At 40.6% G+C, this 26,298-nt stretch carries 31 protein-coding genes, 1 tRNA gene and 1 pseudogene; 29 read left to right on the top strand and 4 right to left on the bottom strand.

The features are described from left to right. Nucleotides 1-50 precede the first annotated feature (50 nt). The 8 genes and pseudogenes from HNQ43_RS01715 to HNQ43_RS01680 all read left to right on the top strand — a co-directional run bounded on the left by HNQ43_RS01715 (nt 51) and on the right by HNQ43_RS01680 (nt 4,911). Nucleotides 51-797 carry a helix-turn-helix domain-containing protein gene (locus tag HNQ43_RS01715; RefSeq protein ID WP_183374165.1) on the top strand — a complete coding sequence of 249 codons (747 nt, stop codon included), beginning with the start codon at nt 51-53 and terminating at the stop codon, nt 795-797. Continuing rightward, the gene (locus tag HNQ43_RS01710) at nt 784-1,932 is read left to right on the top strand and encodes a tyrosine-type recombinase/integrase (RefSeq protein WP_183374164.1); all 1,149 of its coding nucleotides are present in this window, start codon (nt 784-786) and stop codon (nt 1,930-1,932) included. Before HNQ43_RS01715 ends, HNQ43_RS01710 begins: the two co-directional genes overlap by 14 nt. Nucleotides 1,933-2,242: 310 nt before the next feature. Next, complete coding sequence (locus HNQ43_RS09150; protein ID WP_244957007.1) at nt 2,243-2,506, top strand: virulence RhuM family protein; 264 nt, start codon at nt 2,243-2,245, stop codon at nt 2,504-2,506. Nucleotides 2,507-2,529: 23 nt separating this feature from the next. After that, a complete protein-coding gene (locus HNQ43_RS09145; RefSeq protein ID WP_183374163.1) occupies nt 2,530-2,673 on the top strand; it encodes a hypothetical protein in 144 nt (47 codons plus the stop codon). A gap of 97 nt (nt 2,674-2,770) precedes the next feature. Continuing rightward, nucleotides 2,771-3,334, top strand: a pseudogene (locus HNQ43_RS01695) (TnpV protein). A gap of 123 nt (nt 3,335-3,457) precedes the next feature. Then, a complete protein-coding gene (locus HNQ43_RS01690) occupies nt 3,458-3,637 on the top strand; it encodes a helix-turn-helix domain-containing protein (protein ID WP_183374162.1) in 180 nt (59 codons plus the stop codon). A gap of 120 nt (nt 3,638-3,757) precedes the next feature. Next, a complete protein-coding gene (locus HNQ43_RS01685) occupies nt 3,758-4,744 on the top strand; it encodes a helix-turn-helix domain-containing protein (protein ID WP_183374160.1) in 987 nt (328 codons plus the stop codon). After that, nucleotides 4,741-4,911: a cysteine-rich KTR domain-containing protein gene (locus tag HNQ43_RS01680; protein WP_183374158.1), complete on the top strand. Its 171-nt coding sequence runs from the start codon at nt 4,741-4,743 to the stop codon at nt 4,909-4,911. Before HNQ43_RS01685 ends, HNQ43_RS01680 begins: the two co-directional genes overlap by 4 nt. 52 nt (nt 4,912-4,963) lie before the next feature. On the opposite strand, the gene HNQ43_RS01675 is transcribed toward HNQ43_RS01680, so the two are convergent. Further along, a complete protein-coding gene (locus HNQ43_RS01675; RefSeq protein ID WP_244957013.1) occupies nt 4,964-5,158 on the bottom strand; it encodes a hypothetical protein in 195 nt (64 codons plus the stop codon). On the opposite strand from HNQ43_RS01675, the gene HNQ43_RS09305 reads away from it, so the two are divergent. The 6 genes from HNQ43_RS09305 to HNQ43_RS01650 all read left to right on the top strand — a co-directional run bounded on the left by HNQ43_RS09305 (nt 5,094) and on the right by HNQ43_RS01650 (nt 9,451). Beyond that, a complete protein-coding gene (locus HNQ43_RS09305; RefSeq protein ID WP_425321244.1) occupies nt 5,094-5,441 on the top strand; it encodes a tyrosine-type recombinase/integrase in 348 nt (115 codons plus the stop codon). The two genes, HNQ43_RS01675 and HNQ43_RS09305, sit on opposite strands and share 65 nt — an antisense overlap. Beyond that, nucleotides 5,357-5,824, top strand: a complete 468-nt coding sequence (locus HNQ43_RS01670; protein ID WP_425321245.1) for a tyrosine-type recombinase/integrase — start codon at nt 5,357-5,359, stop codon at nt 5,822-5,824. Before HNQ43_RS09305 ends, HNQ43_RS01670 begins: the two co-directional genes overlap by 85 nt. 486 nt (nt 5,825-6,310) lie before the next feature. After that, complete coding sequence (locus HNQ43_RS01665; RefSeq protein ID WP_183374156.1) at nt 6,311-6,904, top strand: hypothetical protein; 594 nt, start codon at nt 6,311-6,313, stop codon at nt 6,902-6,904. Nucleotides 6,905-7,346: 442 nt separating this feature from the next. Further along, the gene (locus HNQ43_RS01660) at nt 7,347-7,913 is read left to right on the top strand and encodes a hypothetical protein (protein WP_183374153.1); all 567 of its coding nucleotides are present in this window, start codon (nt 7,347-7,349) and stop codon (nt 7,911-7,913) included. 445 nt (nt 7,914-8,358) lie between these two features. Next, a complete protein-coding gene (locus tag HNQ43_RS01655) occupies nt 8,359-8,934 on the top strand; it encodes a hypothetical protein (RefSeq protein WP_183374151.1) in 576 nt (191 codons plus the stop codon). A gap of 441 nt (nt 8,935-9,375) precedes the next feature. After that, nucleotides 9,376-9,451 (top strand) — tRNA-Ala (locus tag HNQ43_RS01650). 368 nt (nt 9,452-9,819) lie between these two features. Here the strand turns inward: HNQ43_RS01650 and HNQ43_RS01645 are convergent. Beyond that, nucleotides 9,820-10,743: an alpha/beta fold hydrolase gene (locus HNQ43_RS01645; protein ID WP_183374149.1), complete on the bottom strand. Its 924-nt coding sequence runs from the start codon at nt 10,741-10,743 to the stop codon at nt 9,820-9,822. A 100-nt stretch (nt 10,744-10,843) separates the two neighbouring features. Here HNQ43_RS01645 and HNQ43_RS01640 point away from each other — a divergent pair, with 100 nt between their 5' ends. Then, the gene (locus HNQ43_RS01640; RefSeq protein WP_183374147.1) at nt 10,844-11,695 is read left to right on the top strand and encodes a C39 family peptidase; all 852 of its coding nucleotides are present in this window, start codon (nt 10,844-10,846) and stop codon (nt 11,693-11,695) included. A gap of 23 nt (nt 11,696-11,718) precedes the next feature. Here HNQ43_RS01640 and HNQ43_RS01635 read toward each other — a convergent pair whose 3' ends face one another. Next, nucleotides 11,719-12,483: a DUF308 domain-containing protein gene (locus HNQ43_RS01635; RefSeq protein WP_183374145.1), complete on the bottom strand. Its 765-nt coding sequence runs from the start codon at nt 12,481-12,483 to the stop codon at nt 11,719-11,721. A 281-nt stretch (nt 12,484-12,764) separates the two neighbouring features. On the opposite strand from HNQ43_RS01635, the gene HNQ43_RS01630 reads away from it, so the two are divergent. The 8 genes from HNQ43_RS01630 (at nt 12,765) to HNQ43_RS01595 (ending at nt 19,351) form a co-directional block, all read left to right on the top strand. After that, the gene (locus HNQ43_RS01630) at nt 12,765-13,760 is read left to right on the top strand and encodes a sugar-binding transcriptional regulator (protein WP_183374143.1); all 996 of its coding nucleotides are present in this window, start codon (nt 12,765-12,767) and stop codon (nt 13,758-13,760) included. Beyond that, nucleotides 13,745-14,179, top strand: a complete 435-nt coding sequence (locus tag HNQ43_RS01625) for a transcriptional regulator GutM (protein WP_183374141.1) — start codon at nt 13,745-13,747, stop codon at nt 14,177-14,179. Before HNQ43_RS01630 ends, HNQ43_RS01625 begins: the two co-directional genes overlap by 16 nt. 51 nt (nt 14,180-14,230) lie before the next feature. Further along, nucleotides 14,231-14,749, top strand: coding sequence for a PTS glucitol/sorbitol transporter subunit IIC (gene srlA / locus HNQ43_RS01620; protein WP_183374139.1), 519 nt, complete (start codon nt 14,231-14,233; stop codon nt 14,747-14,749). 19 nt (nt 14,750-14,768) lie between these two features. Further along, a complete protein-coding gene (gene srlE, locus HNQ43_RS01615) occupies nt 14,769-15,758 on the top strand; it encodes a PTS glucitol/sorbitol transporter subunit IIB (RefSeq protein WP_183374137.1) in 990 nt (329 codons plus the stop codon). A 12-nt stretch (nt 15,759-15,770) separates the two neighbouring features. Then, entirely contained in the window at nt 15,771-16,148 is a 378-nt protein-coding gene (locus HNQ43_RS01610; protein WP_221247973.1) for a PTS glucitol/sorbitol transporter subunit IIA, read from the top strand. 54 nt (nt 16,149-16,202) lie between these two features. Then, a complete protein-coding gene (locus HNQ43_RS01605) occupies nt 16,203-17,495 on the top strand; it encodes an NAD(P)H-dependent oxidoreductase (RefSeq protein WP_183374135.1) in 1,293 nt (430 codons plus the stop codon). 121 nt (nt 17,496-17,616) lie between these two features. Next, nucleotides 17,617-18,426, top strand: a complete 810-nt coding sequence (locus tag HNQ43_RS01600) for a transketolase (RefSeq protein WP_183374133.1) — start codon at nt 17,617-17,619, stop codon at nt 18,424-18,426. Between the two features lies 1 nt (nt 18,427). Then, nucleotides 18,428-19,351, top strand: a complete 924-nt coding sequence (locus tag HNQ43_RS01595) for a transketolase family protein (RefSeq protein WP_183374131.1) — start codon at nt 18,428-18,430, stop codon at nt 19,349-19,351. A gap of 40 nt (nt 19,352-19,391) precedes the next feature. Here HNQ43_RS01595 and HNQ43_RS01590 read toward each other — a convergent pair whose 3' ends face one another. Then, on the bottom strand, nt 19,392-20,342 hold the full coding sequence (locus HNQ43_RS01590) for a sugar-binding transcriptional regulator (protein WP_183374129.1): 951 nt from the start codon (nt 20,340-20,342) through the stop codon (nt 19,392-19,394). 249 nt (nt 20,343-20,591) lie between these two features. On the opposite strand from HNQ43_RS01590, the gene HNQ43_RS01585 reads away from it, so the two are divergent. The 6 genes from HNQ43_RS01585 to HNQ43_RS01560 all read left to right on the top strand — a co-directional run bounded on the left by HNQ43_RS01585 (nt 20,592) and on the right by HNQ43_RS01560 (nt 26,273). Continuing rightward, nucleotides 20,592-21,464, top strand: coding sequence for a class II fructose-bisphosphate aldolase (locus HNQ43_RS01585; RefSeq protein WP_183374127.1), 873 nt, complete (start codon nt 20,592-20,594; stop codon nt 21,462-21,464). A gap of 14 nt (nt 21,465-21,478) precedes the next feature. Beyond that, nucleotides 21,479-22,000, top strand: coding sequence for a YjbQ family protein (locus HNQ43_RS01580; RefSeq protein WP_183374125.1), 522 nt, complete (start codon nt 21,479-21,481; stop codon nt 21,998-22,000). 11 nt (nt 22,001-22,011) lie between these two features. Continuing rightward, nucleotides 22,012-22,698, top strand: a complete 687-nt coding sequence (locus tag HNQ43_RS01575; RefSeq protein ID WP_183374123.1) for a triose-phosphate isomerase — start codon at nt 22,012-22,014, stop codon at nt 22,696-22,698. A 101-nt stretch (nt 22,699-22,799) separates the two neighbouring features. After that, entirely contained in the window at nt 22,800-23,459 is a 660-nt protein-coding gene (gene ispD / locus HNQ43_RS01570) for a 2-C-methyl-D-erythritol 4-phosphate cytidylyltransferase (protein ID WP_183374121.1), read from the top strand. A gap of 19 nt (nt 23,460-23,478) precedes the next feature. Continuing rightward, nucleotides 23,479-23,958, top strand: coding sequence for a hypothetical protein (locus HNQ43_RS01565; protein ID WP_183374119.1), 480 nt, complete (start codon nt 23,479-23,481; stop codon nt 23,956-23,958). Continuing rightward, nucleotides 23,955-26,273, top strand: coding sequence for an HAD-IC family P-type ATPase (locus HNQ43_RS01560; protein WP_183374117.1), 2,319 nt, complete (start codon nt 23,955-23,957; stop codon nt 26,271-26,273). Before HNQ43_RS01565 ends, HNQ43_RS01560 begins: the two co-directional genes overlap by 4 nt. Nucleotides 26,274-26,298: the final 25 nt, after the last annotated feature.

Genomic DNA, 26,298 nt, shown 5'->3' with positions numbered 1-26,298 from the left:
TTTTCAATGTGAAGCACTTTTATTTTCTATAGAAAGGAGTGCTTTTTATTGTGGGAAAAATTAATGTTCCAAGGACAAATTTTACACCAATTGATAATTATCATTTAAAGGATAATAATTTGTCGCTTAAAGCGATAGGATTATTTGACAAAATGTTAAGTCTTCATCCTGATTGGGATTATTCTATAAGAGGATTGACGGCGATTTGTAAAGAGTCCATCAATACCATTCAATCGATTATTAAAGAGTTGGAGGATCGCGGGTATTTAGAAAGAATCGTGATTCGAGATGAAAAGGGTCGATTTCTAGATTGCGATTATATTCTGCATAATTATCCGTGTCACAAAAATCGAGATATGGATAATCGAGATTTGGGTTTTCCAGATATGGAAAATTACGACAAATTAAATACTAATAAATTAAGAACTAAAGAATTAAATAAGAAAAATATATATAAGTATTATTGTCATTTGAAAAAGACGTGCCATGGCTGTATCGATGAAGCATGTAGAAACTGTTTTAACATCAATCAGTGTCCGTTTCCGGTAAATCAAGAACGCATAGAGAGGCTTTATGGAGATTCAGAACAAGCGGATATTCAAGCTATGCAGGAAATCTTCTTTTCTAATGAGAACTATGATATTCAAAAAAGAGATTCTGCTGATTTAGCTACTGTTTTGGAAGAAAGGTTTCGTTTTCTTCTTGAAGATAATCCAAAACTATTAAATGAGGATTATCGTAAAGATTATCTAAAAAACTATTATGGTTCTGGAGATGACAATAATGGCAGTGATTAGAAACGATAATGGGAATGGATATAAAATTCGATGCTTGAATCCTAGACGAAAAAAGATGACTACGATACGCCGCAATCCTAAAACTGGTTTAAACTTCCAAACGAAAAGGGAGGCCAAGGAATACGAGCAGTATTATCTGAAAAATCAGGTTAATCTATCTTTGAAATTTGATAGTCTTTTTCGGCACTATATTGATGATTACATGGCTCAAAAAATTTCTTCCTCAGCAAAAGATGTTGAATCATGGTATCGAAATAATATTCAACCGTTTATTGGAAAAAGAAAAGTATCTTCTTTAAAAATAGTTGATTTAGAAATCATTGCTCAGTCTATGCAGAAAGATGGATATTCCGTTTCGTACACGAATAAAATGACGACCAACGTTAATACGATATGTAACTGGGGTGTTGCTCATGGCTTTTTGGATCGAAATCCAGTTGCAGGCTACAAACCATTAAAGCAGATAAAAACATCCGAGGATCTTAAATATTGGACTCCAGAGCAATTTAAACGCGTTCTGGCAGCGATTCCAGAGAGATACAAGGATAGTGATGCGATCTATATTCGATTTTTTGTTCTCTTCAATTATTTGACGGGAATACGAAAAGGGGAACAACGAGCTCTTCAATGGAACAACATTGATTTTGATCGAAATATTATCCACGTCGATTATCATGTTAATGAACACGGAGAACGAGTGAGAGGACGCAAGAACGGAAATGGTTATTCCATAGTCATGGATCGTGCTGTTAAAGATTTATTATTGGAGATACATGACTTTATGAAGCAACTTGATGGTTACAGTCGAAAGGCTTACGTCTTTCCGTCTATGACAAAAGGGATGAATTGTCCTTTAGGTACTTATACTCCTACACGATGGATCAAAGAGTTGGCAGAGTATTGTGATTTACCTAATATCACTTTCCATGGTTTAAGACATTCAGCATGTTCTTATTGGACTTCCGTTGTTGGCCTGTCGCCTTATGAGGTGGCCGATAAATTAGGAGATACAGTAAAAGTGGTTCTTGAAGTCTATGCAGACTTTTTCCATGAACAAAAACGAGAAGTTGCAGAAAAGATCGATAGACATTCAAAAGCATTAATGAAACTGCTAAACGAAGAGGAAGAGGTCTGATTTTTAAATTACGTAAGTCACCATTTTATAGAATAGTATTTCTAAAATGATTGATTCTTTATGGGCAGTAATGCAAAAGATTTTTCTGCTTTCTGCTGATTTTCTATGTCTAAAATTGTAGCAAGCACTGAATAATGGCCCCACCATCATTCAAATATCTTAGGGGATACCCCTAAAACCCCGTTTTGTACAAGTGATTAGCACTATGAAATACTGTATAATCACTATATACAACTATTAATTTATGAGATGATAAAATGGCAAACGACATTGTAATATTCAAAATGGTGAACTGGAATTAGAAGTTACGGTGACTCCAGAAAATGACACCGTATGGCTCACCCAACAACAAATGGCAGAACCTTTTGATAAAGAAAGATCAGTAATCACAAAACATATAGGAAATATCTTTAAAGAAAAAGAATTGGATAAAGATAGTAATGTGCAAAATTTGCACATTACAAATTCCGACCGCCCAGTTTCCTTTTATAGTCTCGATGTCATCATTTCTGCCGGTTATCGTGTTAAATCACAAAGAGGCATTGCATTTCTGCCGTTAATGAAAAACGCTTAGAGTTTTTAAATAAGAACCATCATTTGATCATTGATGGAAGACAGATCATTTCAGACAGTGCCTTAGTAGCAATCACCTTGATGATTGCTGAGTCAAGACCAGAAGAAAAGGAAACGATGGTCAAGCTAGTCATGAACTTCTTGTCAAAACAGAACACTCACGACTAATCGAAATTTGAATATCAGTAAATTATGACCTCTCAACAGAGGTTACAGTGTTTTAATAAAATCCTCCAAAAGCCTTGAAAATAAAGGATTTATCGCAATGTGTTCGCCTTATCTCTTTATACGGTCACACACAAGTTTACTCTTTCCCTCATTGCTCATAAGGGCAAATGCAAGGGCAAGAAAATCTCATAACAAGAATAAACATAAGTGTGGCAATCGGAGAACTGTGATGTATGTGCGAATATATTATAATGGAGGATTTTTCATAATGGAGGATTTTTCAATGGACAAGTATATTTACGATGATAAAAATGATCTGTGGTATGAACTGCAAGGAGATTATTATATTCCTTGTCTTATCTTACCAGCCGAAAAAGAACAGCCTATCGGCTTATGGGGACAGCGACACTTGCAGTATTTGAAATAAAACCGCAGGATTACATACCTTAATCTGCTCACAAGCGGCATGCTGAACACTTACCTTGCCGACATTGATAAGCAGACGGAGGAGATGTTCTTTCGGTTGGTAGAGCAGATGAAACAGGCACAAGGTATTATGGAACAGTTAAAGGCAGAAAACGCCTTAGAATGGACAGAGCGGCTCAATAACATACGGGCGTGCGCAAGGGTGATTGTGGAGAGGAAGATTATTTTTGCATAAGGCAAAGGCGGCAGGGAGAAATCTCTGCCGCTGTTCTTTTGGGTGGTGGTGCTCACGATTCGTTTCTTTCTATTGTTCGTTTGACCGAGTATAATATATCTACTAATAATGTGGAGGTTTGTTATGTTTGAATATATGACGGTACAGGAAGCTGCAACTAAATGGGATATTTCAGAACGAAGAATACAGACACTATGTTCTGAAAACAGGATTGAGGGTGTTGTACGTTTAAGCAGAGTATGGCTCATACCAAAAGATGCAAAGAAACCGATAGATAGGAGAAAGAAGAAAAACGAGAAGTAAAAAAGGATTTTGGGCAGTTGCAACTGCCAGTTGACATATTGAATGGTGCTGATTGGTGGTTAGCAACTTTATCAATCGCTAAAATAAATATAACAATCACATTAACAGGAGGACAAAATTATGATTTTTGCCGATAAACTTATTTTGTTACGAAAAAAAGCAGGCTGGTCACAAGAGGAGTTAGCCGAACAAATGAATGTAACACGACAATCTGTTTCAAAATGGGAGGGAGCACAATCTGTTCCTGACCTTGATAAAATGATACGCCTTTCCGAACTATTCGGAGTAAGTACAGATTATTTACTTAAAGACGAAATTGAGCAAGCAGAGCATATCAACTCGTCCAATGATATGCCGTCATTAAAGCGTGTCTCTATGGAGGAAGCAAATGCATTTCTCTCTGTAAAATCAAGGACAGCTAAAACAATAGCGTATGCTGCTTTTTTGTGTATCTTATCTCTGATAGCTCTTTTGATATTGGGTGCAATTAGTGAAAGTACGTCAGGCGGCTTGAGCGAAGATATTGCAGGTGGAATTGGAATGATTGCTCTTATTATTTTTGTAGCAATAGCCGCCGTAATGTTTATATCAAGTGGTAGCAAAACCGCTCCCTTTGCATATTTGGAAAAAGAAAAGTTTGAAACCGAGTATGGCGTGAGTGGAATGGTTAAAGAACGCAAAGCAAAATACAAAGATTTGCACACAAAGAATAATATTGCAGGAACTTGTTTGTGTATTACTGCCTTAATTCCGCTTTTTGTTGGAGCAATAATTGACGTTGATAACGACCTATTTCTAATAATTATGCTTTCCTTTTCATTTATCATTGCAGGTATAGGTGTGATTTGCTTCATTAAGACGGGTATTATATGGGCGAGCTATGAAAAGCTTCTGCAAGAGGGAGAATATTCTAAAGAAAATAAGGAAAAACCGTCTATTGCAGTTGCTGTATATACTGCATATTGGGTAATAGCAACAGCAGTATATGTGGGATATAGTCTATCATCAAATAATTGGGGGCAGAGTTGGATAATTTGGGTTGTTGCGGGAGTTATGTTTCCTGCTATCGTTGCAATTACCAACGCCTTTGATAAAAAATCAAAATGAGAACAGAATGGCTATTATGCCCTATCTGTAAAAGTAAAACACGCCTTCAATTACGAGAAGATACCGAATTAAAGAATTTTCCCCTCTACTGCCCTAAATGCAAGCAGGAAACACTTATCAACGCAAAGGATTTACAGATAACCGTTATTCAAAAGCGGGAACACTAATCAAACTATGTAAGCCGCCGCATGGGTAATACCATAGCGGCTGTTTTCGTGCCTATCGGCTGTCTCTGTCAAAGGATTTCTTTCTCTGTCTCGGCGGGTTTCTCTGCTTGCCCTCTGCCTGAAGCTGGCGCAGGCGTTTTAGTACACTCGCCCGTTCAGGCGGCTTTGCCTGCTCTTTTTGAGTGGGTTTCTGTTTTTCCCTGACCTGCCGCTCCCATGCGGCAAGGTCACGGTTGTACTGCTCCACAACAGCCTCCGCCTTGCTGCCTGTGCAGATAGCGTACTACACGGGGCTTCGTATCGGGGAAGTATGCGGCTTGACTTGGCAGGATATTAACCTTGAGGAACAATATCTTACAGTACGCCGCAGTATGCGCTATAACGGAACAAGGCATACAACCGAAGTAGGAACGACAAAGCGAAGCAAAGTCCGCACCGTTGATTTCTGCGACACGCTGGCGGCAATCCTGCGGGCGGCGAGAACAGAACAGCGAAAAACCGTTTCCGCTACGGGGAGCTTTATTACCTGAACTACTACAAAGAAGTAAAGGAAAAAGGGCGCACCTATTATGAGGTTTACAGCCTGCAAAGGACAGAGAAAGTCCCGGAGGACTACAAGGAAATCTCCTTTGTCTGCCTGAGAGCAGACGGGGCGTATGAAGCGCCGAGTACGGTAGGGATTATGTGCAGGGCGGCAAAGAAGAAAGTGAAAGGGCTTGAGGATTTTCATTTCCACACGCTCCGCCACACCTACACAAGCAATCTGTTGTCCGGCGGCGCAAAGCCGAAAGATGTGCAGGAACTTCTCGGACACTCTGATGTCAGTACCACAATGAACATTTACGCTCACTCTACAAGGGAAGCGAAGCGCACTTCCGCAAGGCTGCTGAATAAGGTGGTCGGCGGGGAATAAAAAGTTGCCCTTGTTTCGGCTCGTAAGGGCAAAAACAAGGGCAAACAGATAAGGTTTGAACGGAAAACAGGCGTGAAGCCTTGAAAAATCAATGGTTTTTGAAGATTAGATAGTTAAATTTAAATTAAGTCGTGAGTCGAATGAAAGTAATGATGCACTTCGATGAAACGGAACTAATCAAATGTAACTCATTGACTAAAAATCCTTCAATATAATCAGGGTTTTCTATGCATTTTCTCAAAAAGAGTGCGCGAAAAAAGTGCCAGAAAAAAGTGTCGGAAAAACATTCAAAACGTTCAACAAACCAACAGTCTGAAACGATTGTTGGTTTTGTTTATAAATGAAACTATCCTTAACTACAAGATTATGATCTAAGCATCTATGCATTCTTGAAACGATATCGTAAATTGATTATGATAAGAAAAACAGATAATTTTGCATCTGATAACATTTGGTTTCCAATTACAAGAAGGAGAGGATTGAATCATGGAACAAATCAAAAAAGAGAAGATTGAAAATCGCAAGAATTTATTGTGCGGGGGGTATAAGAAGTCATTACGAATCTTCTTTACTTTAGGAATCGCGACAACACTGGCTTTCGGGCTGACTGGCTGTGGCAATAGTGAAGCACCTGCTGAAGAAGCAGAAGTTACCGAAGAAGTTGAAACTGAAGAAAATAATACTCAAGAAATTATCGGTGAAGATAGCACGGATACTTTAACCTTTGACGAAATTTTAGAAGGAGTTGGCAGTCCAGACATTGTTGAAGCTTTAGAAGGTAAAAATCAAGATGTATTAGATTTGATGGCTAATTGGATGGGACAAAACGGATATTACAATATTGAAGCTACACTATTAGACGAATATACTCCATCTTGTAATGCTTCAGTTACATTGCAAAGCGATGGCTCAGTCATGGATGTATATATTGATATTAATCCAGGAAATGGTGGAAGATTTTTCGTTACCGCTTACGAAGCTTACAAAGATAGAGGTGTTACTTACGACTTTCGTAGCAGGGAGCTTGAATTACCTTCAGCTCTTAAATTAAATGAGCTTATCGAAGAAACTTACTCGTAGTAACAAGTATATCAGAGGTGGAAATAATGAGGGATAATTTTGAACATATTTTGACTAGAAAACTATCCAAAAAGGGTATAAATCGTATTGTTTTGTACTTTGTTAAGCATAGAAATATCCTTTAAGTAAAGGACATACAACTAACTATTGACTAAAAATCCTTCAATATAATCAGGGTTTTCTATGCATTTTCTCAAAAAGAGTGCGCGAAAAAAGTGCCAGAAAAAAGTGTCGGAAAAACATTCAAAACGTTCAACAAACCAACAGTCTGAAACGATTGTTGGTTTTGTTTATAAATGAAACTATCCTTAACTACAAGATTATGATCTAAGCATCTATGCATTCTTGAAACGATATCGTAAATTGATTATGATAAGAAAAACAGATAATTTTGCATCTGATAACATTTGGTTTCAAATTACAAGAAGGAGAGGATTGAATCATGGAACAAATCAAAAAAGAGAAGATTGAAAATCGCAAGAATTTATTGTGCGGGGGGTATAAGAAGTCATTACGAATCTTCTTTACTTTAGGAATCGCGACAACACTGGCTTTCGGGCTGACTGGCTGTGGCAATAGTGAAGCACCTGCTGAAGAAGCAGAGGTTACCGAAGAAGTTGAAACTGAAGAAAATAATACTCAAGAAATTATCGGTGAAGATAGCACAGATACCTTAACTATTGATGAACTTCTAGCAGGAATAGGCAGTGATGATATTTTAGATGCTTTTGATAATCAAAAAGCGTTGGATTTGATAGCAAATTGGATGGAACAAAATGGCTATCATGTCATCAATACGGAATTCGTGGCGGAGGCACCTATTTGTGATGCCTATTCTGTATTACGAAGTGATGGATCATTGATTAATGTACGTATTGAATTGAGTCTTGGTTATGGTGGCGTATATAACATTTATGTCACAGACAAGGATGACGAAAGAATTAACACGTTTCAAATGAATGAATTGCCTTCAGCTCTTAAATTAAATGAGCTTATCGAAGAAAACTAATATTAGTAATGGTGCATTTCATATGTATCAGAGGTGGAAATAATGAGGGATAATATTGAACATATTTTGACTAGAAAACTATCCAAAAAGGGTATAAATCGTATTGTTTTGTACTTTGTTAAGCATAGAAATATCCTTTAAGTAAAGGACATACAACTAACTATTGACTAAAAATCCTTCAATATAATCAGGGTTTTCTATGCATTTTCTCAAAAAGAGTGCGCGAAAAAGGTGCCGGAAAAACATTCAAAACGTTCAACAAACCAACAGTCTGAAACGATTGTTGGTTTTGTTTATAAATGAAACTATCCTTAACTACAAGATTATGATCTAAGCATCTATGCATTCTTGAAACGATATCGTAAATTGATTATGATAAGAAAAACAGATGATTTTGCATCTGATAACATTTGGTTTCAAATTACAAGAAGGAGAGGATTGAATCATGGAACAAATCAAAAAAGAGAAGATTGAAAATCGCAAGAATTTATTGTGCGGGGGATATAAGAAATCATTACGAATCTTCTTTACTTTAGGAATCGCGACAACACTGGCTTTCGGGCTGACTGGCTGTGGCAATAGTGAAGCACCTGCTGAAGAAGCAGAAGTTACCGAAGAAGTTGAAACTGAAGAAAATAATACTCAAGAAATTATCGGTGAAGATAGCACAGATACCTTAACTATTGATGAACTTCTAGCAGGAATAGGAGCTGTCGATATTGACGAAGTTTGGAATAATCAAGAGGCTCTGGATTTTTTAGCAAATTGGATGGAACAAAATGGTTATTACGATATTCAACCTGAATTTTGGGGCGATGTACCGGTTTGTGAGGCTTATGCTATATTACAAAGTGATGGCTCAGAGATGTTTATCCAAGTTCAACTACTACGTGGTGTTAAAGGAATGTTTGCATATTCTGCTAATAATGAAGATGGAGAACTTGGGGAACTTATCGTCGGAATGAAAGCGCCTGAATTACCTTCTGCTCTAGGATTGAATGAAATTATCGAACAAAATTAATCGTAGTGACAAGTATATCAGAGGTGAAAATAACGAGGGATAATATTGAACATATTCTGACTAGAAAACTATCCAAAAATGATATAAATCGTATTGTTTTGTACTTTGTTAAGCGTTGAAATATCCTTTAAGTAAAGGGCATACAACTAATTATTATGCTTTTTCCTGCTCTCCTCACCTCCACCATAGTCAATAAAAGCCGATATTTATCGGCTTTTTTCAATATATTTCTACCTGTGGAGGAAAATGGAGGAATTATTTGAGATTTTGTTTGATTCGTTTTTCATTTCTGAATGCAGATCATCATAGAGAGGAGCATATTGTGTTACGATTCAAGCGCAACAACGGTTTCCTATTATTATGGAAATACAGAGAATATGATGTTTTTTCACAATTAGGTCTGGCAGAACCATTTTTTTGTAGTAAAATATACTCGCATAAGGGCTCGTAGCTCAGCTGGGAGAGCGTTCGGTTCGCATCCGAGAGGTCGAGGGTTCAATCCCCTTCGGGTCCACCAGAACAATAAAAGCGCCAAAGGATACGTTTTAGGGCCTATTTGGCGCTTTTCTTTTATAGGCGAGTTGGAGTTAAGATTTTCAAAACAGAAATCCGTTGGATATCCCAAGATGGATAAACTTATAGAAATTTTGTTTAAGTGCATGTTTACACATTGAAAAATCAAATAGAAGATGACACAATAATTATAGATTTTATTAGATTATTTTATTGATGAAAAGCGGTTGATCCAATCGGCATAATTATAAAATAAAAAGCGTTTTCCACGGAACAGGATCGTTTAAGCTGTTCATCAATAAGTAATACCAAGGATCCGCAAGTTCGATCGGATTCTTTTTTTTGTGGAAAAGAAAGCCCCAGATTCTGGGGCTAGAGATTAGAGTTCATGAAATCGAGAATTCCTTGTTCGACTTCGTCTTTGATTTGAGGATAGTTATGGATCTCATGACGATAACCTGAGTATACTTTAGTTTGAACATGATGACCGGTTTCTACTAACCAGTTAGAAACTTCATAGATTCCTTTTCCGTATTCACCGACCGGGTCTTGATCGCCTCCGATATTATAGATAGGGAGTCGGGATGGGACTAAAGAAGCCCATTTTGTTCCTTCGATACAAGACATCATCTGTGTAAAATCATAAAGAGATCGATTGCTTGTAGGTTTTGTAAAGGCATCAAAGGGATCTTCGGCATGATCCTTTTGGACATAAGGATCGGCACAGATCCACTCATTTCCGATCGAAACTTCTCCACATCTTTCACACATCCAACCCATGAGTTCGTTTGTGAATGCCGGATCGCATTCTTTTCCTTTTCCTGCGTCGATGGCTTGTTTGATTTTTTCGGCGGTTTCGTGTGCTCCTCTGAAAATGCCGGCAGTTCCGCAAATTATGGCACCTGCCAGTTCATCTCCATACTTGGCTATGAAATCTCGAGTGATGAAGGAACCCATACTGTGGCCAAAGAGAAAATAAGGAAGATTCGGATATTTTTCTTGTGTAATTCTTTTGAGTGAATGCTCATCTTCCATCATGGTATGACAACCTTTATCGCCCCAGTCACCCCAAATGCCGTTGATCATTGCGGTTTTTCCGTGGCCTACATGATCATCGGCACTGACAATATAGCCTTCTTCAACAAAATGGGCGATCATGTGCAGATAACGCCGGGAATGTTCTCCAAAACCATGGATGATCTGAATGATTCCTTTGGGCTGACAGGCAGGTACATAGATCCATCCTTGTACTTGATCACGTTGATTATAAGAAAGAAAACTCACTTCATGCAGCATAATTTTATTTCACCTCCTGCTCCATGTTTTCTGATTTCATCATAATGCATCTTGAAAGAGACATAAAGAATATATTTGACAATATGATATAATCTAAGCTATGGCAAAGAAAAAAAGAAAAGTTCGGTGGCGAAGATTGATTCTTTTACTCCTTCCTGTGTTTTTGATCGTTGCTGGGATTTGGGGCGGAGTATATGCTTTATCTTCTTATTTTGAACAAAAACACCGTGAAGAAATCGAAAGTATTGTCTGTCCTGAAGATCTGGATCAAGATTTGTTTGAACAAGTTAAACAAAATGCTCTGGAAGGGTCGGATGGGGATGAAAAGATCATAAAGAATATCAATGCATATTCGAACGATATACTAGAGTTTTTATTGGAAGATCCGGATCGTATGGATTTTGTGCTTCATTATCCGCAAAGAGATGACTATGAACAAGCTTCGGAAATGTTGAACGTCGATTTAAATGAAGTGCCTTATTTATGCCAATGGGATCTTCAGTGGGGGTATACGACTTATGGAGACGCTTATTTTTATCAAACCGGATGTGCTCCTACCTGTCTTTCTATGATCTTTAGTTATTTGCTTCAAGATGCTTCAGTGACTCCTTCAAAACTGGCAGAGTTTGCTCAAGAGAATAATCTTTATGTATCGGGAACTGGTACAGATTGGAATTTTTTGACGCAGGCAGCGAATCAATATGGCGTGAATGTTGAAAGGATTGCCGTTTCGTCCTCCTCGATTCAAGAAGCCTTGTCCGAGGGGAAAATAATTGTAAGCAGTATGGTTCCGGGAGACTTCACAAGAATTGGCCATTTTATCGTGTTGGCCGGTCTTCAAGACGGGAAAGTAGTTGTTCATGATCCGAATAGTCCATCCCGAAGTGAAAAACTATGGGACCTGGATACTATATCGTCACAAACACAAGGCCTGTGGGCATATTCAAATTAAAAAAAGTCGGGGAATCCGACTTTTTACTGTATTTTATCAAGAATAGGAGATGTCCCTTTGATTCTCAACATTTTCTTTTTGATGTTTTCTGCTTTTTCATCTTTATGCATTGCCATACATAAACGATAAAAGTGGTAATAATAATGAAGCTTTTCACGAGCATTCATTGTTTCAGGGTTCATTGCCTGGAAAAACTCATAACTGCGGTCATACTCTTTTGTCATGAATAAGTAAAGGGCATCGATAAATTTTTTCCCATAAAGAGGGGAGAGATCCTGTCTGTCTCTTTCTTTTTTCTCAAGGCGGACAAGCGGAGTGTAATCTTTTTTCATGGCCTCCAGATCATTTAAAAGAAAATGAGCATAATACTGATTGTAATAGAGAACGATTAGGTTTTCTTCATGCTCTTTATAGTACTTTTTATTGTCTTCGACCGATTTTAACAGCTGTTTAGGCTCTAACATGTCTGCATAATACAATGTATCAAATAAAATCTTGGATTGTTTATAAGAATCAAAAGGATCTCTTTTTAGAAGATATTCGTATTGTTCCTGTCCTTTCTGCGGTTTTGCTTCGTTGGCGATGGATTTGATTGCTTTATTATAAAGCATGCGCAAGTATTCGGTATAGAGAGCAACCGCAAAGACGAAAATGAAAAGTGCGGCATAGAACACCTTGGTTAAAAGGGATACAGGAGAAAAGATCGTGCTGAGACAATACACTCCAAAAATAAGATATAGCACACCGAGGATAAAACTTCGAACCTCAAGAATAGAAGATTTTTTCATATGGTAAAACTCCTTTGACCATTTCATTATAAAAACGAACAGCATCAGAATCAATGGGAATGAGCGGTATTTTAGAGGAAAATGATCACGAATATGTATATTTTCAAGGAGATTTGATTCATAACATGTTAAAAAACGACGAAAATAAACAATTGTATAAGTTAAATAAATATCAAATTAATTTAAACAAATGTTCAGCTCTAAAATATTGACAACATCAAGAAAAAAGGGGTACGCTATATCTGGAAAAAGCAGAAAACGCTTACATTATAGGCCAAAAAATGAAAAAGATAATTGATGATGAAAGATTAATTTACAAATGCTGCCACTTTTACTACAAAGATGGATTAGGGCAAAAAGAAATTAGTGACCGTTTAGGGATTTCCAGAACAACGGTATCTCGTCTTTTGCAGGCCGGAAAAGAAAAAGGGATCGTTAAGATCGACGTGATCAATGTGTATGGAAGCATGTATGACGATCTGGAGCGTAAGTTAGAAGATCGGCTTCATCTAAAAGAAGTTTTGATCATAGATGAAAATGAATTTGAGACACAGTTCGAACACCAGGAACGTGTGAATGAAGAAGCTTTAAAATATCTGTCACGGATCTTTCGAGACAAAGATTATATCGGTGTTTCGATGGGACGGACTTTGTTTAATATCGCGAATTCGAAAGAACTCGCAGATGAAAGAGATGCGATTTTTGTGCCGGTCGTTGGCGGAGTCGGGTATGGACAATCTAACGAGGGATTTCATGCCAATGATATCGCCGCTGCCTTTGCGAAAAAATTTGGCGGTTCTTCAATTCCTTTTTATGCACCAGCGATGTTCAACAATCGCGATATCATGAAGGGTTTCTTGGAAGAACGATCGATTCGTAAAGTTACTGATCTTTTTGCCAAACTTCATACCGTCGTGATGGGTATCGGATGCACGGATCGTGATGGTACATTATCGCAAAGCGGATACCTGACACCCGAAGAACTTCAAGAGTTTTCAAAAAAGGGTGTGGTAGGTGACTGCTTGTTAAAGCTGGTTGATGCCAACGGAAATGAAGAAGCGTTCAGCGATTTCAATGATCGTGTGATGGGATTACGCAAGGAACAGCTTGTCACGATCCCTAACCGTGTCGGTATCGCAGTGGGACGCAATAAAGGACAAGCTGTATTAGGTGTTATTCGTTCACAAAAAGTCAATATTCTGATCACAGACGTCAGCTGTGTGCAAAAGATGATTGAGTTATTAGATAAGGAGGCGGCAGAATGCCAAGAGAACTGATTGGATTGTTTATCTTTGTCTTTGTGCTGTTTCTCATGCAAAGTCTTGGAGGGGTCTTTCAGATCCGTAATTTTAAAAAGTCGATTCGCCGCGTTCACAAATTAGGAAACGTAGGAATCGGCCAAAAGCGAGGAAGATTCTTTAATGGATATTTGGTCATTCTTGCTTGTGACAACAATCGCATTATTACAGGATGCGAGGTTATGGATGGAAAAACCTTCCTGGCCAAGTGCCATCCTATCGACACATTGATAGGGAAGAAGTTAGTAGGGGTATCAATCGATTCGTTTCTAGAAGATTTCAGATCCATGGATGAAAAAGAACAGAAACGCTATCGAGGGTATATACAAGCTTTGGAAGCGCTGGAGACACGCTTCGACAAAGCAGAGGCTGATGATGAATTGGTAACGGCCGACTGATTCGACATCAGACATCTCATAATTCCATTATTATTTTAGGAGGAAGCGCATATGGAATTTATTTCGATGATTGCTGAAGGTTTTATGGGACTCTTCTCAGCCGGCGGCGAACAGTTTGTTTCTTGGGTAACCGGAATCATTCCTACGCTGGTCTGCTTGATGACTGCCATCAACTCCGTAATCAAACTGATTGGTGAAGAAAAGGTAGAAAACTTTGCTCGTAAAATTACCAAGTATACGATTTGTCGTTATACGGTTCTGCCTATCTTAGCGGTTATCTGTTTAGGTAACCCGATGTGCTACACTTTCGGACGTTTCGTAGAAGAAAAATACAAACCAGCCTACTACGATGCAGCTGTAAGTTTCGTTCACCCAGTTACAGGTTTGTTCCCACATGCAAATGCTGGTGAATTGTTTGTCTACATGGGTATTTCTGCCGGTATCACTACTTTAGGTTTGAACACTGGTGAGTTAGCCATTCGTTACTTTATCGTAGGTGTTATCGTAATTTTCATTCGTGGTTTATTAACAGAAAAGATCTTTGCGATCTTAACGAGAAACAAGGCCTAAAGGAAGCGGGGAATGACAGATGTATAGAAATGTAAAAATTACTCGTGGAAACAGCGGTTGGGGTGGACCGTTAGTAATTGCTCCAACAGAAACTTGTAACAAGATCTTGTGTGTTACAACAGGCGGTGTGAATCCTTTAGCTAAGAAAATCGGGGAAATGACCGGTTGTGAAGTATTGGATGGATTCAAAACCACTGCACCAGATGAACAAATCTGCTTGGCTGTCATCGACTGTGGCGGAGTTGCTCGTTGCGGTGTTTACTGTAAAAAAGGAATTAAGACTGTAAACTTAGTACCGGTTGGTAAATCGGGTCCTTTGGCACAGTTTATCGTTGAAGAACTTTATGTTTCCGACGTTAAAGAAGAAAATATCACATTTACAGATGAAACTGTAGAACAGCCTGCAGCTTCTGAAGCTGTAGCTGAAGAAAAACCGGCTGAAGAAGCTCCAAAAACAACTTCTGAAGAACCTCAAAAGAAACCGAATATCATCACTCGTATCGGTATTGGTGTTGGTAAAGTCGTTAATAAATTCTTTGCGGCTGGTCGTGAAACCATCGATATGGTTATCAAGAACGTATTGCCGTTCATGGCCTTTACTTCTACAATTTTAGGTATCATTTCTTATAGTGGTTTAGGCGATGTTATTGCCAATACAATTTCTCCAATGTGTTCTACATTGCCAGGAATGCTTGTTATTTCATTAGTTTGTGCCCTTCCGTTCCTTTCGCCGATCCTTGGTCCAGGTGCTGTAATTGCACAGGTTGTAGGAACATTGTTAGGTGCTCAGATTGGTTTAGGAAATATTCCGGCTCAATTCGCCTTGCCAGCCTTGTTCGCAATCGATGCTCAGGTAGGTGGCGACTTCGTTCCAGTAGGTTTGTCTTTAGGAGAAGCTGAGCCAGAAACGATCGAATACGGGGTTCCAGCTGTATTGTATTCTCGTGTTATCACAGGTCCGTTAGCTGTAGCCATCGCCTTTGTATTCAGTATTGGATTGTATTCATAGTAGGGGTTGCGTATGATCAAATATCAGGCTACTGTTACCGGAATGGGAGATTATGCCTGTGATTTCTTGAACGACGCATGCAACTTCATCATCATCTTTAACGATGATGCACCACCGGAATTAGCGGAGATCTGCGTTCTTCATTCCAAGAGTGAATTGAAAGCAGATCCGGCTCCCGGGGATATCATGAAGATTTGCGGCGTTGAGTACACAATCAGTGCAGTAGGCTGGGAAGCTTTGAATACCTTGAGGCAATTGGGCCATTGTACGCTTTGTTTCAACGGAACTCCAGAAGCTGAACGTCCAGGAATGATCGAGCTGGTTGGGGAGCGAATCACAGAAGAACAACTCAAAAAAGGCGGTACAATCGAAATTATCACTAAAGATTAATCTGTTACATAAATAATCAGTGATCGATAAGGAAAAAAAGGAGGCAAGATATTTATGTATAACATGAACAGAAAATTAGCAGCTTTAGAAGCTGAAGGAAAACCTATCCAGGTCGGTGTCGTTGGTGCTGGTCAGATGGGCCGCGGTATGGTTACAGAATTGGTAATGATCAAAGGTGAAAGACCTGCCATCTGTGCCGATATCAATATTGACTTAGCTGTACACGCATTTGAATATGGTGGAGTTCATCCAGATCAAATCGTAAAGACAACAGACGTGGAAGAAGCATCTGCAGCAATCAAAGCAGGAAAATATGTTGCGACAAATGATTCTGATTTAGTAACGAAAGTTCCTGAAATTGATGTAGTCGTTGATGTTACCGGTGTGCCGGATGTTGGCGCTAAGATCGCATTGGATGCTATCGCTGCTAAGAAACACATCATTATGATGAATGTTGAATCTGATGTTGTTATCGGGCCTTACTTGTATAAGAAAGCGCAAGAAGCTGGTGTTGTTTACACAGGTACAAATGGTGACGAACCAGGTGCTGTTATGGAATTGTATGACTTCGCAGAAGCAATGGGCTTGAAAGTTGAAGTTATCGGTAAAGGAAAGAACAACCGTATCGATCGCGAATGTAACCCAGATACAGTTCTTGAAGAAGCTACACGTCGTAAAATGTCTCCAAAGATGCTGTGTGCATTTAAAGATGGTACGAAAACAATGGTTGAAATGGCCGCTATGTCCAATGCAACTGGTTTAGTTCCAGATGTAATCGGTGGTCATGGTATCGCTTGTGACGTGAAGGGCTTGAACGATATGTATCGTTTAAAAGAGGATGATGGTATCCTGAATAAACACGGCGTTGTTGAATATGTTCGTGGTATCGCTCCAGGTGTATTCGTAACCGTTTCAACAGATAACGAAGAAATTGCTTACCAGATGCAATACCACAGCATGGGTCCTGGACCATTATGGACTCTGTATCGTCCATATCACTTGTGCAACCTTGAAACTCCATTAACGATTGGACGTGCCGTCATCTATCATGAAGGCGTAATCGTACCAAAAGGCGGATTAGTATCTGAGGTTATCACAGTGGCTAAGAAAGATATGAAAGCCGGAGAAAAACTGGATGGTATCGGTGGATATACAACTTATGGATCGATCGATACGCATGAACATGCTAAACAAGAAGGTTATGTTCCGTTTGGACTCATCAACAAGAATGCTGTATTGAAAAAAGACGTTAAAAAAGGTCAGCTGTTGACTTATGATGACGTTGAAATCGATACAAATACGTTGATTTATAAGATCCGTCAGGAACAAGACAAGATCTTTGGATAATTCTTGCCAGATGGATCGGGAAATCAGGACGTTTAAATGATCCTGTTTCCAGGCAAAGGACCAGCAGCGATTTAGATCCTGCTGGTTTTCTGTTTATTAAAAAGGAGGAGACCGATAGAACATGACAGAATTAGAACAACATGCATTGAATATACGAAAGAATATCCTGACGATGGTCTATACGGCACAAAGCGGACATCCGGGCGGATCCTTGTCGGCAGCCGATATCCTGACCTCATTGTATTTCGAGGAGATGGATATCAACAAAGACAACGTGGCAAGCCAGGACCGGGACCGATTTGTCCTGAGCAAGGGACATATCACACCTGGCTATTATGCAACCTTGTGCGAAAAAGGATTCATCCCTAAGGAAGAACTGAAGACGTTCCGTCAGCTGCATTCACCGCTGCAGGGACACCCGAACATGAACTATATCGAAGCAATCGATATGTCGACCGGATCTTTGGGACAGGGGATCTCGGCAGCCGTAGGGATGGCGCTGGCCAATCGGCTGGACAAGAACGATCATCGCATCTATTTTCTTTTGGGAGATGGAGAAAGCGAAGAAGGAGAGGTCTGGGAAGCGTGCATGGCGGCCGGTCATTACAAACTGGACAACCTGTGCGGGATCCTGGACTACAACCATCTGCAGATCGACGGAAACATTGAGGATGTCGTAGGACCGGAACCATTTCCGGAAAAGTTCGAGGCGTTCGGATGGCATGTGGTGGAAGTGGATGGTCATGATTTCGAATCGCTGGCCAAGGGATTCGAAGAAGCGCGGAACACAAAAGGACAGCCGACGATGATCATAGCACATACGATCAAAGGAAAAGGGGTATCCTTTATGGAGAACAACTACAAGTGGCACGGAAGTGCACCGAACCAGGAACAGTATGAGGCAGCTATGAAAGAGCTGGGAGGTGAATAGAATGGCAATGGCAACAAGAGCGGCGTATGGGAAGGCCCTGGCGAAACTGGTACAGGAGAATCAGGATGTCGTAGTATTGGATGCCGACCTGGCAGGATCGACGAAGACCGGGGATGCCAAGGCAGTATGTCCGCAAAGACATTTCGATATGGGGATCGCCGAAGGCAACATGATGGGAGTGGCAGCCGGACTGGCAGCCAGCGGCAAGATCGCCTATGCCTCCAGCTTTGCGATGTTTGCGGCCGGCAGAGCATTCGAACAGATCCGGAACAGCATCTGTTATCCGAATCTGAACGTGAAGGTCTGTGCAACGCATGCGGGGATCACGGTCGGAGAAGACGGGGCAAGTCATCAAAGCGTAGAGGATCTGGCCCTGATGCGAAGCATTCCGAACATGAAGGTGTTCCAGCCCTGTGATGCCGAAGAGACGAAGCAGATCATCGAAAGCATAGCAAAGATCGATGGACCATGTTATGTACGCCTGGGAAGAGCGAGCGTGGAAGATGTGTATGATGAAAGCTACCTATGGCAGCCTGGAAAAGGAAGCGTACTGAAAGAAGGAAGCAAGGTGGCGATCGTAGCGACCGGGATGATGGTGCAGGAGAGTTTGAAGGCCGCAAAAGAGATGGAAGGGATCGAACCGACAATCGTGAACATCTCAAGCATCAAACCGATCGATGAAGAGCTGATCAAGAAGCTGGCAAAAGAACACGAAGTGATCGTGACGGCAGAAGAGCATTCCGTGATCGGAGGCCTGGGATCGGCGGTAGCGGAAGTGCTGGCCAAGGAAGGAAGCGGATGCCGACTGAAGATGATCGGGCTGAACGATGAATTTGGGCAGAGCGGAAAGCCGAAAGATCTGCTGGCCTACTATGGTTTGGATGCCTCCAGCATTGCGAAAAAGATAATGGATTTTGTCCAATAGTTATGCATATGAAAAGGGGGTTCGATTTCCCCCTTTTTTTTTAAAATCGTTCTAAAAGATCCAAAGCTGTTTTTTCATCTGTGAAAAAAGCATCAATGAGATGAGCAGACAGAACTGTATGAATGATCTGTGATTTTTCGGTGCCCCAAGCCAAAGCGATGATCTTACGGGCGTGTTTTTTGACTTCAAAGATATCGGCACGGATCGTATGACGCGTCCATTCGGTTTCTACGGGTTTTCCTTTTGCGTTTAAGAACCGCAACAAGATGTCGCCAGCCGCTTCTTTTTCCTGCAGTTGATGAATCTCTTCTTGGGAGAGGATGTTATATCGTGTCAAAAATGAGGCGGCAAAGGATCCGATACCCGCAATTGCGATATCGGCGTGGACAGCCTGGTCTAAAACTGTATGAACAGATTCGCTTGCGGCTAATGTTTCGTATTCCTCTTTCGAGCTGCAGAAGGCCGGGGCATGCAAAGTTTGGGCTTCTCCGTTGATTTTTTTGGCCAGTTCAATAGCGCTGTAGTTGGGCAAAGTTTCGAAGGTGGCGCCAAAGCTGCCCGCCATGGGAATCACTTTTACATTCTTGGTATTTAAAGGAGTCAGCTCTTGAATGAATTGGCTGATGGCATTGCCCCAACCGATGCCGATCGTATCGTTATTTTGAACTTGAGATACAAAATAATTTGCGGCCGACAAGGCGACGTAGTTATGGTTTTGATCTGGCGCTTTAACGACCCGGATCAAAGAAACGGGATACCTTTCCTTTAATCTTTCCTCGATAGAAGGAATCCCGGAAATCGGCGTATCGATGGAGATTTTGACGAACCCCATTTCTTGGGCTTTATTCAGAAGTTTGGAAACCCAGGGTCGCGAGATGTGCAGACGATCGGCAATCTCTTGCTGAGAAAAATGGTTATTGTAGTAAAGCTGAGCAGTCAGGATGATCTTATCCAACATAGGGTCGGATGCTTTTGATTTTAGTTTTGTCATGGTTCCTCCGATAAGGCACAAATGTTACTCAATATTTAAGAGGATTATAGACGATTTTAAAGATAAAATCAATAATAATGTTTATTTTAGGAACATATGTTCTTTAAAAAGCGGGAATTTCTCTAAAAAAGTTCAATAAATACTATGGCATTTCTACTTTTTTAAAAACGCATTGACTATCAAATGTTAACTGAATATAATTTAGATAACAAATGTAATTGTTATTAAAAAAAACAAAAGGAGAAAAGAATGCTAGTTACATTAAAAGAATTACTGGATCAGGCAAAAGAAGAAAAGAAAGCGGTCGGGGCTTTTAACGGAACAACACTGGAAGCCATCCGCGGGATCATTCAAGCAGCAGAAGAGTTGAACAGTCCTGTGATCTTACAGCACGCACAAAGTCATGACGACATTATCGATTTAGAAGAAATCGGTCCTATCATGAAATATTATGCCCAAAGAGCGAGTGTACCTGTCGCTTTGCATCTGGATCATGGAAGTTCCTTTGATCGTTGTGTACAGGCGATTCGTCTTGGCTTTACTTCTGTAATGTATGATGCTTCCGCGAAAAGCTTCGAAGAAAATGTTGAAGAAACTGCCGAAATCGTTAAGATTGCACATGCATGCAATGTCAGTGTGGAAGCAGAACTAGGCCATATCTTTACATCAGAGATCGTCCATGGTGAAGGAGGAAATGCAGATAGTAAAGACGATTACGAAGATCTGGATGACATTTATACAGATCCTCAGGTTGCCAAAGAATTTGTGGAAAAAACAGGTGTCGATTGTTTGGCTGTCGCTTTTGGAACGACACATGGTGTTTATCTGACTGAGCCAAAACTGGATCTGCCTCGCGTTAAACGAATTTTAGAGGCGACCAATGTACCGCTGGTTATGCATGGCGGATCTGGTGTTTCGGATGAAGATTATGCGGTGGCTATTGAAAATGGAATTTGTAAAGTAAATTATTACACCTATATGAACCAGGCTGGCGGCAAGGCCTCTAAGGCATATTGGGAAAAGGATACAAATAATTTCTATGACTCGATGTCTTTGGCGGCTACCGAAGCAATCAAAGAAGATGTAAAAAGAGCCATTCGTGTTTTTCAGAAAATAAAATAACAGGAGGAAAAAATATGGCAGTGTATAAGGAAACAATCAAAGTTCAATCGCATGGCAAAACACCAACCTACATCGACGTCACAAAAGATGTTCGCCGTGTGATCGAAGAAAGCGGCATTCAAAATGGAATCTGTGTAGTGATTTCTCCGCATACGACATGTTCCGTATTCTTTGAAGAATACAGTCACGATATCAATGAAAACGGTGATGAATTCTTACAGGTTGATTTAAATAATGTGCTGGCGAAAATCATTCCGGATCATAATACCAAGGATCAGTATACTTATCCTGGAGAAGAACACTATAAAGCGGTTGAAAGCTGGCCGGATGCCGAAGCCTATCTTCCGGGAGGGGATCGTACAGCTTTGTTCAATGGCGATGCGCACTTAAAAGCGACTTTGATTGGATCCAGCGCTACTTTCGAAGTCGATGAAGGAAAACTAGGTGTGGGAACGACCGGCTATGTTTACTTTGCGGATTTTGACCGCACTCGTCCGCGTACTCGTAAATGTAAGATCATTGTGATTGGGGAATAGGAGGAATTTACATGATAAAAGCACAATCTCCCTTTTTGATCGTCAATCCTAAATCGTATCTCTATGGTGAAAAAAGCTTAGAATTGGCTAAGGCTGCCGATCAGGTGGCAAAAGACACAGGACTTCAGATCTATTTTACTTGTCCTTATGCCGATATTCGGATGATTGCGGAAAATACCGAACATGTGATCGTTTGTGCGCAGTCTATGGATCCGCTGGTACCGGGAAGAGGCATGGGCCATGTATTAGGGGAATCCTTAAAGGAAGCCGGAGCACAGGCGCTGTTTTTGAATCATGCGGAAAACCCGAAAACATTGAGCGATCTGTACGCGACCATCAAACGTGCCAAAGAATTGGAAATGATCACGGTTGTCTGTGCAGATTCGACCGTGGAAGCTAAAGCGGTTGCCTGTATGGGACCAGATATCGTATTGGCGGAACCAACCGATTTGATTGGAACTGGTCAGGTAGCGGATGATTCTTATACGGTAGAGACGGTCAAAGCACTTCACGAGATCGATCCTAATGTGTTGGTTATGATCGCTTCTGGTGTAAGCACTGCTGAAGATTGCTATAACGTGATCAAATTAGGAGCAGATGGTACCGGGGCTACTTCCGGAATCTTAAAAGCACCTGATCCGGCTGTTCGTGTTCGTGAAATGGCAGAAGCGATCGTAAAAGCGAATCAGGAAAAATAATTTCAAGAATCGGCCAAAAGGCTGATTCTTTTTCTATGTGGAACATCGAAGAAAAAAATCGTATAATATATATCAAAGAAAAAAGAATAGGTGTGACTTGCATGGAATACAGTGTATGTTTGTTGGCGGCCGGACAAGGCTCCCGGACCAATCTACATTTTAATAAAGTTCATTATATTTTATCCGATCCCCGCGATCCCGAATGGCAGACTATTCTGGGAAGCAGTCTGCATGTTTTTTTAGAAGATAGAGAATGTAAGCAGATCATTATTACTTGTTTGGAAAAAGAGTTAGAGTTTGTGAAAGCTCTTTACCAAGAAGATGATCGGGTGGAAGTGATCGTCGGAGGACAAACACGTCAGGAAAGCGTGGCGCATGGATTACGCCAAGTTCGTTATCCTTATGTGTTTATTCATGATGCGGCCCGTCCCTATTTAAAAAGATTACAGATCGAAGATCTTAAAAAGACATTAAAAACAGAAAGGGCCTGTCTTTTGATGGTGCCTAGTACAGATACAGTTAAGATCGTCCGCAACGGGTATGTAGAATCTACTCCTGATCGGGCATTGACATTCAATGCGCAGACACCGCAATGCTTTGAAACTAAGCTCATTCAAGAATGCCATCAGAAGGCGGCCGAAGAAGGACGCATCGGTACGGATGATGCACAATTGGTAGAATGGTATTCGGATGTCCCTGTCAAAGTCGTTGTTGGAGACAGTTCAAATATCAAGATCACATTGCCAAAAGATCTTACATAGAGAGAGCGAAGGGATGAATATGGAGTATTCAGCACTGATTTTTGATGATTGTACGGATGCCGAGGATTCTTTTGAACATTTGGAAACCACGGCAGATCTTTTTGTGCGGGATCTTCGATGTCGCCAAATTGTTGTCAGCTGTTCGACAGAATGGCTTCTTCAGCTGGCTCAAAAACCACGTTCTAAAATGATGCTGGTACAAATGTCTTCTGCCCCTTATATCGCTTTGTTAAATGGTTTGAAAGCCATCACGCAAGAGAATGTCGTTGTTGTTGGATTGGGACGCGATATAGAGTTGGATCAATTGGATCGAGTTCTGGATTCATTGGAAACCTATCCGGCAATTTATCATGATAAAGATCTGCAGGCATTTGATACTCGTTTATTGATGTTTTCTTTACAGCTGGCCATTGAGACCAACGTACAGATCGATTCCTATGCGGCAGCCATTGAGAAACTGTCCAATACGCCTTTGATGAAAATCGAGAACGAAATATGAATTTTGAAGTGAAAAGCTGGACGGATCCCCAGAACGGACTAAATCCTGAACAGGTCCGTCAGGCGAAAAAAAATCAAATTGAGGAAGAGACAGGAAAATCTTATCGTACGATCTTTCAGTCCAATCTATTGACTCTGTTTAATGCGATCAATGTTTTCCTGGCTTTTTTAGTATTATTGACCGGCTCTTTGCGAAATATGTTGTTCATGGGAGTCGTTTTTTTCAATGCCTTGATTGGAATCGTACAGGAAATTCGCTCAAAACGGAAATTGGATGCGCTAGCTTTATTGAATCAGCCACGTGTATCCATCGTACGTCAAGGGAAGGAACAAACCTATTCCGTAGATCAAATCGTCGAAAATGATATTTTGATCTTGCGCACCGGCGATCAAGTTCCTGTAGATGGTGTAGTGATTGACGGATTTGCAGAATGCAATGAATCCATGCTGACTGGAGAAAGCGATGCGGTTTTGAAACGGGGCGGCGATACCGTTTATTCCGGAAGCTATCTAGAAGCGGGCAAGATTCGCATGCAGGCGGTTCTGGTAGGGGATCAGACGTATGCGCATTCGATCTTGCGACATGCCAAGCGTGAAAAAAAGTATCCTTCCATGCTTAGGGATGCCTTGGATACCATTATTCGAATCATTACTTTTTTGTTGATCCCTGCCGGCTTATTGTTGTTTGGCAAATCCTTTTTTATTTCTCATGCGAGTTTGAACGATTCCATTTTAAGTATGGTGGCTGGCGTAGTCGGCATGATTCCGGAAGGATTGGTGATCTTGACCAGCATTGCCTTGGCGATCGGGGCATTGCGTTTAGCCAACCGCAAAGTTCTGGTTCAGGAGCTTTATTGTATAGAGACTTTGGCACGGGTCGATACTTTATGTTTGGACAAAACAGGGACGATCACGGAAGGACGAATGAAAGTGTCGGGACTGGAAGTGTTCAATGATTATACAGAAGAGCAGGTCAAAGAGATATTGTCGAAATTGTTCAGCGTTCTAGATGATCAAAATGCTACGGCAATGGCAATTCGGGAATATTGTCCAAGGCAAGAGATCTCCTATCAGAAAAAGATTCCATTTTCCAGTGCCCGAAAAGGCAGCGGAGTTATTTTTGAAGAGGATGCCTATGTGATAGGAGCATACCCTTTTTTGGTGTCGGATCCGGATCCTGAGATCTTGAAAAAAATTGAAGACTATGCCAAACAGGGAATCCGTGTATTGACTCTTTGCCTGGCTAAAGAAGATTTAAAGACTCATTTTAAAGGGAATCATATTCCAGTGGCTTTGGTTTTGATCCAAGATGTCTTGCGCCCAAATATTCAAGCCATATTGGATTATTTTGCCCGACAGGATGTGACGATCAAGATCATCTCTGGAGATGATGTTCATACTGTGCAGGCGATTGCTCGAAAAGCTGGTGTACAAGGCACGGGAATCGATATGGATTCCATTGAGGACGTAGAAGACGTTGTGAATTCACACTCTGTATTTGGGCGCGTAACGCCGGAACAAAAACGCGATATGATCAAGGTTTTGAAAAAACAAGGTCATGTTGTAGCTATGACAGGCGATGGTGTGAATGATGTGATGGCTTTGAAAGAAGCGGATTGTTCAATTGCCATGGGATCCGGAAGTGAGGCCACCAAGAATATCGCTTCTTTGGTCTTGTTGGAAAATCAGTTTTCAGCCATGCCTTCCATCCTGGATCAAGGCCGTTGCGTAATCAATAATATTCAGAGAACAGCTTCGCTTTTTTTAGTGAAAACTTTGATGTCTTTAGGACTTGCTTTAATGACCCTCTTTCTTTTGGACAGTTATCCTTTTATTCCGATCCAGTTGACTTTGATCTCTTCTCTGGCAACAGGATTGCCAAGTTTTATACTGACTTTGGAACCCAATACCGAACGGGTAAAGGGAAATTTTCTTCGCACGGTTTTATCCAGGGCTTTACCGGGTGCTTTGTGCGTTTTATTTGGGATTTTGAGCGTGTATTGTTTTGATCGTTTCGGGCATCAAAACTTGGATCACGAACAGTTTTCCACAATGTGTACGATATTGGCAGGGTGCAACTCGCTATGTGTTTTGTTGACAGTGTGTAAGCCGATGACTCGGATCCGGTTTGTGTTGGTCACTTTGATGATTGCCGCTTTTTGTATTTGTTGCATCGTTCCGTTTTTTCAAGATTGGTTCTGTATTGCCTTGGATCGGCTGCAGCCCATACAGATTCTTTATGTTTTGATCCATATTCCTTTAATCTTCTGGTTTGTGTGGTTTGTGACCAAGAAAGTGGAAAAACTTCCATTATGATGATTTTTCGCCGTATCTATTATTA

Origin of the sequence: Faecalicoccus acidiformans, from assembly GCF_014202635.1 — a bacterium.
GTDB lineage: Bacteria > Bacillota_I > Bacilli_A > Erysipelotrichales > Erysipelotrichaceae > Faecalicoccus > Faecalicoccus acidiformans.
This window is presented reverse-complemented; position numbering and strand designations above follow the sequence as displayed.

Bases quoted from the DNA above. Each gene is read 5' to 3' on its own strand.
- HNQ43_RS01710 (WP_183374164.1), top strand. From the start codon at position 784: ATGGCAGTGATTAGAAACGATAATGGGAATGGATATAAAATTCGATGC.
- HNQ43_RS01690 (WP_183374162.1), top strand. From the start codon at position 3,458: ATGTTTGAATATATGACGGTACAGGAAGCTGCAACTAAATGGGATATT.
- HNQ43_RS01685 (WP_183374160.1), top strand. From the start codon at position 3,758: ATGATTTTTGCCGATAAACTTATTTTGTTACGAAAAAAAGCAGGCTGG.
- HNQ43_RS01680 (WP_183374158.1), top strand. From the start codon at position 4,741: ATGAGAACAGAATGGCTATTATGCCCTATCTGTAAAAGTAAAACACGC.
- HNQ43_RS01665 (WP_183374156.1), top strand. From the start codon at position 6,311: ATGGAACAAATCAAAAAAGAGAAGATTGAAAATCGCAAGAATTTATTG.
- HNQ43_RS01660 (WP_183374153.1), top strand. From the start codon at position 7,347: ATGGAACAAATCAAAAAAGAGAAGATTGAAAATCGCAAGAATTTATTG.
- HNQ43_RS01655 (WP_183374151.1), top strand. From the start codon at position 8,359: ATGGAACAAATCAAAAAAGAGAAGATTGAAAATCGCAAGAATTTATTG.
- HNQ43_RS01645 (WP_183374149.1), bottom strand. From the start codon at position 10,743: ATGCTGCATGAAGTGAGTTTTCTTTCTTATAATCAACGTGATCAAGTA.
- HNQ43_RS01640 (WP_183374147.1), top strand. From the start codon at position 10,844: ATGGCAAAGAAAAAAAGAAAAGTTCGGTGGCGAAGATTGATTCTTTTA.
- HNQ43_RS01635 (WP_183374145.1), bottom strand. From the start codon at position 12,483: ATGAAAAAATCTTCTATTCTTGAGGTTCGAAGTTTTATCCTCGGTGTG.
- HNQ43_RS01630 (WP_183374143.1), top strand. From the start codon at position 12,765: ATGAAAAAGATAATTGATGATGAAAGATTAATTTACAAATGCTGCCAC.
- HNQ43_RS01625 (WP_183374141.1), top strand. From the start codon at position 13,745: ATGCCAAGAGAACTGATTGGATTGTTTATCTTTGTCTTTGTGCTGTTT.
- srlA (WP_183374139.1), top strand. From the start codon at position 14,231: ATGGAATTTATTTCGATGATTGCTGAAGGTTTTATGGGACTCTTCTCA.
- srlE (WP_183374137.1), top strand. From the start codon at position 14,769: ATGTATAGAAATGTAAAAATTACTCGTGGAAACAGCGGTTGGGGTGGA.
- HNQ43_RS01610 (WP_221247973.1), top strand. From the start codon at position 15,771: ATGATCAAATATCAGGCTACTGTTACCGGAATGGGAGATTATGCCTGT.
- HNQ43_RS01605 (WP_183374135.1), top strand. From the start codon at position 16,203: ATGTATAACATGAACAGAAAATTAGCAGCTTTAGAAGCTGAAGGAAAA.
- HNQ43_RS01600 (WP_183374133.1), top strand. From the start codon at position 17,617: ATGACAGAATTAGAACAACATGCATTGAATATACGAAAGAATATCCTG.
- HNQ43_RS01595 (WP_183374131.1), top strand. From the start codon at position 18,428: ATGGCAATGGCAACAAGAGCGGCGTATGGGAAGGCCCTGGCGAAACTG.
- HNQ43_RS01590 (WP_183374129.1), bottom strand. From the start codon at position 20,342: ATGACAAAACTAAAATCAAAAGCATCCGACCCTATGTTGGATAAGATC.
- HNQ43_RS01585 (WP_183374127.1), top strand. From the start codon at position 20,592: ATGCTAGTTACATTAAAAGAATTACTGGATCAGGCAAAAGAAGAAAAG.
- HNQ43_RS01580 (WP_183374125.1), top strand. From the start codon at position 21,479: ATGGCAGTGTATAAGGAAACAATCAAAGTTCAATCGCATGGCAAAACA.
- HNQ43_RS01575 (WP_183374123.1), top strand. From the start codon at position 22,012: ATGATAAAAGCACAATCTCCCTTTTTGATCGTCAATCCTAAATCGTAT.
- ispD (WP_183374121.1), top strand. From the start codon at position 22,800: ATGGAATACAGTGTATGTTTGTTGGCGGCCGGACAAGGCTCCCGGACC.
- HNQ43_RS01565 (WP_183374119.1), top strand. From the start codon at position 23,479: ATGGAGTATTCAGCACTGATTTTTGATGATTGTACGGATGCCGAGGAT.
- HNQ43_RS01560 (WP_183374117.1), top strand. From the start codon at position 23,955: ATGAATTTTGAAGTGAAAAGCTGGACGGATCCCCAGAACGGACTAAAT.